Consider the following 15,018-nt stretch of genomic DNA (forward strand, 5'->3'; position numbering starts at 1 on the left):
CAGGTATTCGTCCGGCCTGTGCCGTCCATGCCCCGCGGGGGCCGGCACAGCGAGACATCAATGGAATTTGGGCCTCGCGACCGGCCCCAAGCGTTTCAGGGTTGCGGCACAGCACATGTTTTTTGGTCCCCGAGCGTTGCAGCTGGCACAGGCCACGAACGCGAAGGTGTCAGACGCCGGCCAAGCCGCCGACGTGACCAGCAATTAACCGAGTGAGATACAAATGGCTTCTCTGATCACAACCTTCTCGCCCTCGCAAATCGCAGGCCTGCCGACGAGCACCCTGTCGAAGCTGACGACCGAGGACTGGGCCGCGTTCAACTCGGATCAGATTGCTGCACTGACGGCCACGCAGGTGACCTCGCTGGGCACCTTTGCGATCAACTCGCTATCGACCACGCAGATCAGCTGGTTTGAGACCACCGATGTGGCGGCCTTCAACACCGGCGCGCTGCGTGCGATGAACTCGGCGCAGCTGGCGGCCTTGAACTCCGATCAGATCGGCTCGCTGACCAATTCGCAGGTCGCCGCGCTGACGACGCTGCAGATTTCCAATCTGAACAGCGCCGATCTGAATGCGCTGACGACCGCCCAGGTGCCCTCGCTGACCAGCGCCCAGGTCGGCGCCATCAGCACCACGCAGCTCTCCAAGATGGAGACCGACGACATCGCGGCGCTGAGTACCACGGCGATTCGCGGCCTCAACAGCGACCAGATCAAGGCGCTGACCACCGATGAAGTTGTGGCCCTGACGGCCGCCCAGGCCGCTGCGCTGACGACGCTGCAAGTGTCCTCGCTGACGACGCTGCAGCTGAACAAGATGGAGAGCGACGATCTGCGCGCGCTCACCACGTCCGGCATCCGTGCACTGACCAGCACCCAGTTCAATGCGCTGAGCTCCGATCAGATCGCGCTGCTGACCAATGCCCAGGTGGCGGCGATCAGCACGACGCAGATCGCCAATATGAGCAGCACGGCGCTGAACGCGCTGACGACGGACCAGATCCCGTCCATGAACAGCAGCCAGATCGCCGCCATCGGCACGACGCAGCTGTCCAAGATGACCACCGATGATCTGCAGGCGATCACGACCAGCGGCATCCGCGCCCTGACCACCGACCAGATCAAGGCCCTGACCACCGATGAAGTCGTGGCGCTGACGAATGCGCAAGCCGCGGCGATCAGCAGCACCCAGGCGGCGGCCCTGACCACGCTGCAGCTCAACAAGATGGAGAGCGACGACCTGCGCGCTCTGGCCACCAGCGCCATCCGCGCGCTGGCCAGCAACCAGGTCAACAACCTGAGCAGCGACCAGATTGGCGCGCTGACCAATGCCCAGGTCGCCGCGCTGTCGACGCTGCAACTGTCCAACATCACCTCGGACGCGCTGAACGCGCTGACCACCGACCAGATCCCGTCCCTGACCAGCACGCAGATTGCCTCGATTGGCACGACGCAGCTGACCAAGATGACGACTGATGACCTGCAGGCCATCACCACCACCGGCATCCGCGCGCTGACGACCGACCAGGTCAAGGCGCTGACCACCGATGAGGTCGTCGCGCTGACCAATGCCCAGGCCGCCGCACTGACCAGCACGCAAGCCGCTGCATTGACCACGCTGCAGCTCAACAAGATGGAGAGCGACGATCTGCGTGCGCTCGCCACCAGTGCCATCCGCGCGCTGACCAGCACCCAGATCAACAACCTGAGCAGCGACCAGATCGGCGCGCTGACCAATGCCCAGGTCGCCGCGCTGTCGACCACGCAGCTCTCCAACATCACCAGCACGGCGCTGAATGCACTGACCACCGATCAGCTGCCCTCGCTGAACTCCGCGCAGATCGCGTCCATCGGCACGACGCAGATCTCGAAGATGGATACCGATGACCTGCAGGCCATCACCACCAGCGGCATCCGCGCGCTGACCAGCGACCAGATCAAGGCGCTGACGACCGACGAGATCGTTGCACTGACGGCCGTTCAGGCCGCGGCCTTGAGCAGCACACAGGCCTCCGCACTGACAACGCTGCAGCTGAACAAGATGGAGAGCGACGACCTGCGCGCGCTCACCACCACGGCGATCCGTGCGCTGACCAGCACGCAGATCAACAATCTCAGCAGCGACCAGATCGGTGCGTTGACCAACGCCCAGGTTGCCGCCCTGTCGACCACGCAGCTGGCCAATATCACCAGCACGGCGCTGAACGCGCTGACGACCGACCAGATGCCGGCGCTGACCAGCAGCCAGGTCGCCGCGATCGGCACGACGCAGCTGTCCAAGATGGAGACGGCCGATCTGGCCGCGCTGACGACTTCGGGCATCCGCGCGCTGACGACCGATCAGATCAAGGCATTGACGACCGATGAAATCGTCGCGCTGACGGCCGCCCAGGCCGCCGCACTCTCCAGCACACAGGCCGCGGCCCTGACCACGCTGCAGCTGACCAAGATGGAAAGCGACGATCTGCGTGCGCTGACCACCACGGCCATCCGCGCGCTGACCAGCACCCAGGTCAACAACCTGACGTCCGACGAGATCGGCCAGCTGAGCAATGCCCAGGTCGCCGCGCTGAACACCGATCAGATCAAGAACCTGACCAGTGACGCGCTGAACGCGCTGACGACCGACCAGATTCCGTCCTTGACCAGCACGCAAATCGCTGCCATTGGCACGACGCAGCTGACCAAGATGACCACCGATGACCTGCAGGCGATCACGACCAGCGGCATCCGCGCCCTGACCACCGACCAGGTCAAGGCACTGACCACCGACGAGATCGTCGCGCTGACGGCCGCCCAGGCCGCGGCCATCACCAGCACGCAGGCCGCCGCGCTGACCACCTTGCAGCTGAGCAAGATGGAAAGCGACGATTTGCGCGCACTGACCACCACCGCCATCCGCGCGCTGACCAGCACCCAGGTCAACAACCTGACCTCCGATGAGATCGGCCAGCTGACCAATGCCCAGGTCGCCGCGCTGAACACCGATCAGATCAAGAACCTGACCAGCGACGCGTTGAACGCGCTGACGACCGACCAGATTCCGTCCCTGACCAGCACGCAGATTGCCGCCATCGGCACAACGCAGCTGACCAAGATGACGACGGACGATCTGCAGGCGATCACGACCAGCGGCGTCCGCGCGCTCACCACCGACCAGGTCAAGGCACTGACCACCGACGAGATCGTCGCGCTGACGGCCGCCCAGGCCGGCGCACTGACCAGTACCCAGGCCGCCGCGCTGACCACCTTGCAGCTGAGCAAGATGGAAAGCGACGATCTGCGCGCGCTGACCACCACGGCCATCCGCGCCCTGACCAGCACCCAGGTCAACAACCTGACCTCGGACGAAATCGGCCAGCTGACCAATGCCCAGGTCGCCGCGCTGACCACGACGCAGATCGCCAATCTGACCAGCGACGCGCTGAACGCACTGACGACCGACCAGCTGCCCTCACTGACCAGCACGCAGATTGCCGCCATCGGCACGACGCAGCTGACCAAGATGACGACGGACGATCTGCAGGCGATCACGACCAGCGGTATCCGCGCGCTCACCACCGACCAGGTCAAGGCGCTGACGACCGACGAGATCGTCGCGCTGACCGGCGGCCAGGTCGGTGCGCTCACCAGCACGCAGGCCGCTGCGCTGACGACGCTGCAGCTGAACAAGATGGAGACCAATGATCTCCAGTCGCTCAGCAGCGCCTCGGTGCGCGCGCTGACCAGCAGCCAGATCAACAACCTCAGCTCCGATCAGATCGCGGTGCTGACGAACGCCCAGGTCGGCGCACTGACGACCACCCAGCTGGCCAATATCACCAGCACGGCGCTGAACGCGCTGACCACCGATCAGATGCCGGCGCTGACCAGCAACCAGGTCGCCGCCATCAGCACCACGCAGATCTCCAAGATGGAGACCGACGATCTGGCCGCGCTGACGACCACAGCCGTGCGCGCACTGACCACCGACCAGGTCAAGGCGCTGACGACCGATGAGATCGTCGCGCTGACCGCTGCCCAGGCCGCCGCGCTGACCAGCGCCCAGGCCGGCGCGATGACGACCACCCAGGTCTCGAAGATGGAGACCCAGGACCTGGCCTCGATGACCACCACGGCCATCAAGGGCTTCAGCAGCGACCAGGTCAAGGCGATGAGCACCGACCAGCTGGCCGCGCTGACGGCCGCCCAGGTCGGCTCGCTGGTCACGACGCCGGCGAACCAGCTGGCTGGCCTGAGTTCCGATGCCATCAAGGCGCTGACCGTCACCCAGGCTGCCGCGCTGACTTCTGCCCAGCTGGCTGGTCTCACGACCACCCAGGTCGCGGCCTTTGATACCGACGATCTGCGCGCGCTGACCACCACGGCCCTGCGCGGCTTCAACACCACGCAGCTGGCCGCGCTGAACTCCGACCAGATCGGCGCACTGACCAATGCGCAGGTCGCCGGCCTGACGACGACCCAGGTGGCCGGACTCAACAGCGATGACCTGAACGCGCTGACGACCGACCAGATCCCGTCGCTGACCAGCGCCCAGGTCGCCGCCATCGGCACGACCCAGCTGTCCAAGATGACGACGGACGACATCGCCGCACTGAGCACCTCGGCCGTCCGTGCGCTGACCACCGACCAGATCAAGGCGCTGACCACCGACGAAGTCGTCGCGCTGAGCGCTGCCCAGGCCGCTGCACTTTCCAGCACCCAGGCCGCTGCATTGACGACGCTGCAGCTGACCAAGATGGAGAGCGACGACCTGCGCGCGCTGACCACCACGGCCATCCGCGCGCTGTCCAGCACCCAGGTCAACAACCTGACCTCGGACGAGATCGGCCAGCTGACCAATGCGCAGGTCGCGGCGCTGACCACGACGCAGATCGCCAACCTGACCAGCGACGCGCTGAACGCGCTGACGACCGATCAGATCCCGTCCCTGACCAGCACGCAGATTGCCGCCATCGGCACGACGCAGCTGACCAAGATGACGACCGATGATCTGCAGGCGATCACCAGCAGTGGCATCCGCGCCCTGACCACCGACCAGATCAAGGCGCTGACGACCGACGAAATCGTCGCGCTGACCGGCACGCAGGTCGCCGCACTGACGACCTCGCAGGCCGCCGCGCTGACCACGCTGCAGCTGAACAAGATGGAGACCAACGATCTCCAGTCCTTGACCAGCACCGCCATCCGCGCACTGACCAGCTCGCAGATCAACAACCTGAGCTCCGACCAGATCGCTGCGCTGTCGAACAGCCAGGTCGGCGCGCTGTCGACGCTGCAACTGTCCAACATCACCAGCACCGCGCTGAACGCACTGACGACCGACCAGGTGCCGTCGCTGAACTCGGCCCAGGTGGCCGCGATCGGCACCACGCAGATCTCCAAGATGGAAACGGATGATCTGCAAGCGCTGACGACCTCGGCCGTACGCGCGCTGACGACCGACCAGGTCAAGGCACTGACGACAGACGAGATCGTCGCACTGACCGCTGCCCAAGTGGGCGCGCTCAACAGCGCCCAGGCGGCCGCCCTGACGACGCTGCAGCTCAACAAGATGGAGACCAATGACCTCCAGGCCTTGAGCAGCACGGCGATTCGCGCGCTGACCAGCACGCAGATCAACAACCTGACGTCCGATCAGATCGTCGCCCTGAGCAATGCCCAGGTCGGCGCCCTGACGACCACGCAGCTGGCCAACATCACCAGCACGGCGCTGAACGCTCTGACGACCGATCAGGTCCCGTCGCTGAACTCGGCCCAGGTGGCCGCGATCGGCACGACGCAGATCTCCAAGATGGAGACCGACGACATCGCCGCGCTGTCCACCAACGCCGTCCGCGCGCTGACGACCGATCAGATCCGCGCCCTGACGACCGACGAGGTGGTCGCACTCAGTGGCACCCAGGCCGCTGCGCTGACCAGCACACAGGCCGCTGCCCTGACCACGCTGCAGCTCAACAAGATGGAGAGCGACGATCTGCGTGCGCTCACCACGACGGCGATTCGCGCGCTGACCAGCACGCAGATCAACAACCTCTCATCCGACCAGATCGCCGCGTTGACGAATGCGCAGGTGGCCGCACTGACGACGACCCAGCTGGCCAATATCACCAGCACGGCGCTCAACGCCTTGACGACCGACCAGGTTCCGGCGCTGACCAGCAACCAGGTTGCCGCCATCGGCACGACGCAGATCTCCAAGATGGAGACCGACGATCTGGCCGCACTGACGACCTCCGACGTCCGTGCGCTGACCACCGATCAGGTCAAGGCGCTGACGACCGATGAGATCGTCGCCCTGACCGCCGCCCAGGCCGCCGCGCTGACCAGCGCCCAGGCCGGTGCGATGACGACCACCCAGGTTTCCAAGATGGAAACCGTCGACCTCGCCTCGATGACGACCACGGCCGTCAAGGGCTTCAGCAGCGACCAGATCAAGGCGATGAGCACCGATCAGCTCGCCGCGCTGACGGTCTCCCAGGTTGGCAACCTGTCGACCAACCCGGCCAACCAGCTGGCCGGCCTCACCTCGGATGGCATCAAGGCGCTGACGGTGGCCCAGGCCGCCGCGCTGACCAGCGCCCAGCTGGCCGGCCTGTCGACCACCCAGGTCGCGGCCTTTGACACCGACGATCTGCGTGCCCTGACCACGCTGGCCATCCGCGGCTTCAACACCACACAGCTGGCCGCGCTGAACTCCGACCAGGTGGGCGCACTGACCAATGCGCAGGTCGCCGGCCTGACGACGACCCAGGTGGCCGGCCTCAACAGCGATGACCTGAACGCGCTGACGACCGACCAGATCCCGTCGCTGACCAGCGCCCAGGTCGCCGCCATCGGCACGACCCAGCTGTCCAAGATGACGACGGACGACATCGCCGCACTGAGTACCTCGGCCGTCCGTGCGCTGACCACCGACCAGATCAAGGCACTGACCACCGACGAAGTCGTCGCGCTGAGCGCTGCCCAGGCCGCTGCACTTTCCAGCACCCAGGCCGCTGCATTGACGACGCTGCAGCTGACCAAGATGGAAAGCGACGACCTGCGTGCGCTGACCACCACGGCCATCCGCGCGCTGTCCAGCACCCAGGTCAACAACCTGACCTCGGACGAGATCGGCCAGCTGACCAATGCGCAGGTCGCGGCGCTGAACACCAACCAGATCGCCAACCTGACCAGCGACGCGCTGAATGCGCTGACGACCGATCAGATCCCGTCCTTGACCAGCACGCAGATTGCCGCCATCGGCACGACGCAGCTGACCAAGATGACGACCGACGATCTGCAGGCAATCACGACCAGCGGCATCCGTTCGCTGACCACCGACCAGATCAAGGCGCTGACGACCGACGAAATCGTCGCGCTGACGGCCGCGCAGGCCGCCGCGATCTCCAGCACCCAGGCCGCTGCCTTGACCACCTTGCAACTGAGCAAGATGGAGAGTGACGATCTGCGCGCGCTGACCACCACGGCCATCCGTGCGCTGACCAGCACCCAGGTCAACAACCTGACCTCCGACGAGATCGGCCAGCTGACCAATGCCCAGGTCGCCGCGTTGACAACGACGCAGCTGGCCAACATCACCAGCACTGCGCTGAACGCGCTGACGACCGATCAGGTCCCGTCGCTGAACTCGGCGCAGGTGGCCGCGATCGGCACGACGCAGATCTCGAAGATGGACACCGATGATCTGCAGGCGCTCTCGACCACGGCCGTCCGTGCGCTGACGACGGACCAGATCAAGGCACTGACCACCGACGAGATCGTCGCGCTGACCGCCGCCCAGGTTGCCGCGCTCTCCAGCACCCAGGCCGCCGCGCTGACCACGCTGCAGCTGAACAAGATGGAGACCAACGATCTCCAATCCTTGACCAGCACGGCAATCCGTGCGCTGACCAGCACGCAGGTCAACAACCTGAGCTCGGATCAGATTGCGGTGATGACCAATGGCCAGGTCGGTGCACTGACAACGACCCAGCTGGCCAATATCACCAGCACGGCACTCAACGCGCTGACCACTGACCAGATGCCGGCGCTGAACTCGGCCCAGGTCGCCGCAATCAGCACCACGCAGATCTCCAAGATGGAGACCGACGATATCGCCGCGCTGTCGACCGGTGCCGTGCGCGCGCTGACGACCGACCAGGTCAAGGCGCTGACGACCGATGAGATCGTCGCCCTGACCGCCGCCCAGGCCGCCGCGCTGACCAGCGCCCAGGCCGGCGCAATGACGACCACCCAGGTCTCCAAGATCGAGACGACCGACCTCGCCTCGATGACGACCACGGCCGTCAAGGGCTTCAGCAGCGACCAGATCAAGGCGATGAGCACCGATCAGCTCGCCGCGCTGACGGTCTCCCAGGTTGGCAACCTGTCGACCAACCCGGCCAACCAGCTGGCCGGCCTCACCTCGGATGGCATCAAGGCGCTGACGGTGGCCCAGGCCGCCGCGCTGACCAGCGCCCAGCTGGCCGGCCTGTCGACCACCCAGGTCGCGGCCTTTGACACCGACGATCTGCGTGCCCTGACCACGCTGGCCATCCGCGGCTTCAACACCACACAGCTGGCCGCGCTGAACTCCGACCAGGTCGGCGCGCTGACCAATGCGCAGGTCGCCGGCCTGACGACGACCCAGGTGGCCGGACTCAACAGCGATGACCTGAACGCGCTGACGACCGACCAGATCCCGTCGCTGACCAGCGCCCAGGTCGCCGCCATCGGCACGACCCAGATCTCGAAGATGACGACGGACGACGTCGCCGCGCTGACGACGACCGCCGTTCGTGCGCTGACCACCGACCAGATCCGTGCCCTGACCACCGACGAGATCGTGGCGCTGACGGCCGCCCAGGTCGCCGCCCTCTCCAGCACCCAGGCCGCCGCGCTCACCACGCTGCAGCTGAACAAGATGGAGACCGGTGATCTGCAATCGCTGACCACCACGGCCATCCGTGCGCTGTCCAGCACGCAGATCAACAACCTGAGCTCGGATCAGATTGCGGTGATGAGCAATGGCCAGGTCGCCGCGCTGACGACGACCCAGCTGTCCAACATCACCAGCGACGCGCTGAACGCGCTGACGACTGACCAAATGCCGGCGCTGACCAGCGCCCAGGTCTCGGCCATCGGCACGACGCAGATCTCCAAGATGGACACCACCGATCTGGCGGCCCTCAGCACCAACGCGCTGCGCGCGCTGACGACCGACCAGATCCGTGCGCTGACCACCGACGAGGTCGTCGCGCTGAGCGTGGCCCAGGCTGGCGCGCTGACCAGCACCCAGGCCGCTGCGCTCACCACGCTGCAGCTGACCAAGATGGAAAGCGACGACCTGCGTGCGCTGACCACCACGGCCATCCGTGCGCTGACCAGCACCCAGGTCAACAACCTGACCTCCGATGAGATCGGCCAGCTGACCAATGCACAGGTTGCTGCTCTGAGCACCTTGCAGCTGGCCAACATCACCAGCACGGCCTTGAATGCGCTGACCACGGACCAGATCCCGTCGCTGAACTCGGCACAGATCGCCTCCATCGGCACGACGCAGATCGCCAAGATGGACACGGACGATGTCGCGGCGCTGACGACGTCTGGCGTCCGTGCACTGACGACCGACCAGATCCGTGCGCTGACCACCGATGAAGTCGTGGCGCTGACGGCCGCCCAGGTTGCCGCACTGACCAGCACGCAGGCCGCCGCGCTCACCACGCTGCAGCTGAACAAGATGGAGACCAATGACCTGCAAGCGCTGACGACCACGGCCGTCCGCGCGCTGACCAGCACGCAGGTCAACAACCTGAGCTCGGATCAGATTGCGGTGATGACCAATGGCCAGGTCGGCGCGCTGACGACGACCCAGCTGGCGAATATCACCAGCACGGCACTCAACGCCCTGACGACCGATCAGATGCCGGCGCTGAGTTCGACCCAGGTGGCCGTGATCGGCACGACACAGATCTCCAAGATGGAGACCGACGATCTGGCCGCGCTGTCGACCAGCGCCGTGCGCGCACTGACGACGGACCAGGTCAAGGCACTCACCACCGATGAGGTGGTCGCGCTGACCGCTGCGCAGGCCGCCGCGCTGACCAGTGCCCAGGCCGGTGCGATGACCACGACCCAGGTCTCCAAGATGGAGACGACCGACCTCGCCTCGATGACGACCACGGCCGTCAAGGGCTTCAGCAGCGACCAGATCAAGGCGATGAGCACCGATCAGCTCGCTGCCCTGACCTCGGCCCAGATCGGCAATCTGTCAACCTCGCCGGCCAACCAGCTGGCCGGTCTGAGTTCGGATGCAATCAAGGCGCTGACGGTGGCCCAGGCCGCTGCGCTCAACTCGGCCCAGCTGGCCGGTCTGAACACGACCCAGGTGGCCGCCTTCGACACCGACGATCTGCGGGCATTGACGACACTGGCTCTGCGCGGCTTCAACAGCACCCAGTTGGCGGCGCTGAACTCCGACCAGATCGGTGCACTGACGAATGCACAGGTCGGCTCGCTGAGCACGACACAGATCAACGGCCTGAACAGTGATGATCTGAACGCGCTGACCACCGACCAGATCCCGTCGCTGACCAGTGCCCAGGTCGCCGCCATCGGCACGACGCAGATCTCGAAGATGACGACGGACGACGTCGCCGCGCTGACGACAACGGCAACCCGCGCATTGACCACCGATCAGATCCGTGCCTTGACCACCGACGAGGTCGTGGCGCTGACAGCCGCCCAGGTCGCCGCCCTCTCCAGCACCCAGGCCGCCGCGCTCACCACGCTGCAGCTGAACAAGATGGAAACCGGCGATCTGCAATCGTTGACCACCACGGCCATCCGTGCGCTGTCCAGTACGCAGATCAACAACCTGACGTCCGATCAGATCGGTGTGCTGACGAACGGCCAGGTCGCCGCCCTGACGACGACCCAGCTGTCCAGCATCACCAGCGATGCGTTGAACGCGCTGACGACTGACCAGATGCCGGCGCTGACCAGCGCCCAGGTCTCGGCCATCGGCACGACGCAGATCTCCAAGATGGAAACGGCCGACCTGGCCGCACTGGGCACGACCACCCTGCGCGCGCTGACCAGCGACCAGATCAAGGCCCTGACCACCGACGAGATCGTCGCGCTGACCGCTGCCCAGGCCGCGGCGCTGAGCAGCACCCAGGCCGCCGCGCTGACCACGCTGCAGCTGAACAAGATGGAGACCAATGATCTCCAGGCACTGACGACGACGGCGATCCGCGCGCTGAGCAGCACGCAGATCAACAACCTCTCGTCCGACCAGATCGGGGCGCTCAGCACGGCCCAGGTCGCCGCGCTGACGACCACGCAGCTCAGCAGCATCACCAGCGATGCTCTGAACGCGCTGACCACCGATCAGATGCCGGCGCTGAACTCGGCGCAGGTTGCCGCCATCGGCACGACCCAGATCTCCAAGATGGAGACCACGGACCTGGCCGCGCTGACGACGACCGCGGTGCGCGCGCTGACCACCGACCAGATCAAGGCCCTGACCACCGACGAAGTGGTGGCCCTGACCGCCGCCCAGGCGGCCGCGCTGACCAGCGCCCAGGCCGGTGCGTTCACGACCACGCAGATCTCCAAGATGGAGACCACCGATCTGGCCGCGCTGACGACAACCGCCATCAAGGGGCTGAACAGCGACCAGGTCAAGGCGCTGACGACGGACGAACTGGCGGCCCTGACGGCGGCGCAGATTGCGGCGCTGGCGACAACGCCGGCGAACCAGTTCGCCGGTCTCAGCTCGGACAGCATCAAGGCGCTGACCGTGGCCCAGGCCGCGGCGCTGACCTCGGCCCAGATCGCTGGCTTCAACACCACGCAGGTGGCGGCCTTCGACACCGACGATCTGCGGGCACTGACCACGGCCGCGGTGCGCGCCTTCACAACCACGCAGCTGGCCGCGCTGAACTCCGACCAGATCGGTGCGTTGACCAACACCCAGGTCGCTTCGCTGACGACGACGCAGATCGCCGGCCTGAACAGCGATGACCTGAACGCGCTGACGACCGACCAGATCCCGTCACTGACCAGCACCCAGGTCGCAGCCATCGGCACGACGCAGATTGCCAAGATGGAAACCGCTGATCTGGCCGCACTGAGCACGACGGCACTGCGCGCGCTGACCACCGACCAGATCCGTGCCCTGACCACCGACGAGGTCGTGGCGCTGACCGCCGCCCAGGCCGGCGCGCTCTCCAGCAGCCAGGCCGCCGCGCTGACCACGCTGCAGCTGACCAAGATGGAGAGTGACGATCTGCGCGCGCTCAGCACGACCTCGATCCGTGCGCTGACCAGCACCCAGGTCAACAACCTGACGTCCGACCAGATCGGCCAGCTGACCAATGCCCAGGTGGCAGCGCTGAACACCGATCAGATCAAGAACCTGACCAGTGACGCGCTCAACGCGCTGACGACCGACCAGCTGCCATCGCTGACCAGCACGCAGATTGCCGCCATCGGCACGACGCAGCTGACCAAGATGACGACGGACGATCTGCAGGCGATCACGACCAGCGGCATCCGCGCCTTCACCACCGATCAGATCAAGGCGCTGACGACCGATGAGATCGTTGCACTGACAGGCAGCCAGGTGGCCGCGTTGACGACCAACCAAGCCGCCGCGCTGACGACGCTGCAGCTGAACAAGATGGAGACCAATGACCTGCAATCGCTGTCCACCGCCTCGATCCGGGCGCTGACCAGCACGCAGATCAACAACCTGACGTCCGACCAGATCGGTGCCCTGAGCAACAGCCAGGTCGCGGCCCTGACGACGACGCAGCTCGCCAGCATCAGCAGCGACGCGCTGAACGCGCTGACGACCGACCAGCTGCCGGCGCTGACCAGCACGCAGGTGGCATCGATCGGCACCACGCAGATCTCCAAGATGACCACGGACGATCTGCAGGCGCTGAGCACCTCGGCCATCAAGGCGCTGACCAGCGACCAGATCAAGGCGCTGACGACCGACGAGATCGTCGCGCTGACCGTCGCCCAGGCCGGTGCACTGACGACGCTCCAAGCGGTCTCGCTGACGACGACCCAGGTCAGCAAGCTGGAGACCGACGATCTGCGCGCGCTGAGCAGCTCGGCCATCGCCAACATGAGCAGTGATCAGATCAAGGCGCTGAGCTCGGATCAGATCGTCTCGCTCACCGGCAGCCAGGTGGCCGCACTGACCTCGGCGCAAATCGCCGCGATCGGTTCGGACGATGTTCAGTCGATGACGACCGACCAGTACGCGGCGATGACTTCGCAGCAGATCCTCGGCTTGACAACCCAGGAGATGGCGGCGATCGAGACCAACGACCTGCAGTCGCTCAGCATCTTCGCGGTGCGGGCGCTGAACTCGGCGCAGCTGAACGCGCTCAATACCGATCAGATCCAGGCGATCACCAACGTCCAGATCAGCGGCCTGAGCAGCACACAGCTGAGCAATATGGCGACCGATGACTTCAAGGCGCTGACGAGCTCGCAGTTCGGTGTGATGACCTCGACCCAGATCAACGCGTTCAACACGCTGCAGATGTCCAAGATCGACACCGAGGACATTGCCGCACTGACGACCTCGGCGATCCGTGGCATCACCTCGTCCGATCTGACCGCGTTCAACTCCGATCAGATCTCCGCCCTCACGGTGGCCCAGGTGGCAACGCTGAACAGCGCCCAGATCGCCGGCATCGAAACTTCGGACATCAGCCACATCGGCTCTGACCAGATCGCGGCGATCAGCACCACCGCGCTGAAGGCCCTGAGCACCGATCAGCTGACCGCGCTGACCTCCGACCAGACGGGTGCCTTCAGCACCAGCCAGATCGCGGCGCTGACCACTGATCACGTCAAGGCCTTGCAGACCGACGACATTGCGCACTTCAGCGTGCAGCAGGTCGCCGCGCTGACCTCGGCGCAGATCGCGGTGATGTCGACAGCGCAGGTGCTGCAATTCAGCTCTGACGACATCACAGCGCTGTCGACGCTGCAGGTTCATGGCCTGACCACGCAGCAGATCCACAACTTCACCACCGATCAGATCCTCGGCCTGGAGACCAACGACATTGCGCACATGAATATGTCGCAGGTGCTGGCCTTCACGACTGACCAGACGGCGGCGATGAACGACGATCAGCGTGCCGCGATGTTCCTGGCCACGCCGCTGATGCTCGACCTCGACGGCAATGGCATCAACACCACGGCGGCGGCCAATGGCGTCAACTTCGATCTGCTCGGCAACGGACAGACGAACAAGTGGGGCTGGACCGGTGGCGGCGATGGCCTGCTGGTGATGGATCGCAACCACGACGGCAAGGTCAACGACGGTAGCGAGCTGTTCGGCGCCGGTACGGTGCTGGCCAACGGCAAGAAGGGTGCCGACGGCTTCACCGCCCTGGGCCAGGAGGACAGCAACAGCGACGGCAAGATCGACGCCCACGACAGCCACTGGAAGGAACTGCAGGTCTGGGTTGACAAGAACCACGACGGCAAGACCGAGGATGGCGAGCTGAAGAGCCTGGACGAACTCGGCATCACCGAGCTCGACCTGAGCGCCCAGGCCAGCAGCACCGTCGACCATGGCAACGTGATCGGTCTGGTGTCCGGCTACAAGACGGCCGATGGGCAGACGCATCAGATGGCCGACGTCTGGTTCGCCAAGGACGTCAAACCGGCGCAGACCGAGGAGGCGGCGCATCAGGAGCTGAAGGTCAGCATCCATGATGTGCTGGCCGGGCCGCAGGGCAATATCCTGGCCGGCAGTGCCACCGCAGGCAACGATGCGCAGCCCCATGCGCATCTGACGCCGGTCGATGGCAGCACGCCGCACCTGGATAACCCGCTGGTTCACCTCGGCTTCATCAAGCGGCACGACGACGATGAGAACCGCGCTACACCGCTGATCTAAGCCCCACCCTGCGCCAACGGCGTGGGGTCCAGGAAGGCCCGTGATGCTCACCGCATCGCGGGCCTTCTGCCATTCGTGCCGCTGAGTGCTTGGCC

At 65.5% G+C, this 15,018-nt stretch carries 1 protein-coding gene; it reads left to right on the top strand.

Annotated features, from left to right (window positions below):
* Positions 1-223: 223 nt before the first annotated feature.
* The gene (locus RQP53_RS06050) at positions 224-14,923 is read left to right on the top strand and encodes an SPM autocatalytic domain-containing protein (protein ID WP_315649331.1); all 14,700 of its coding nucleotides are present in this window, start codon (positions 224-226) and stop codon (positions 14,921-14,923) included.
* The last annotated feature ends 95 nt before the right edge of the window (positions 14,924-15,018 follow it).

This window comes from Roseateles aquae (genome assembly GCF_032337115.1).
GTDB classification, from domain to species: domain Bacteria; phylum Pseudomonadota; class Gammaproteobacteria; order Burkholderiales; family Burkholderiaceae_C; genus Roseateles_C; species Roseateles_C aquae.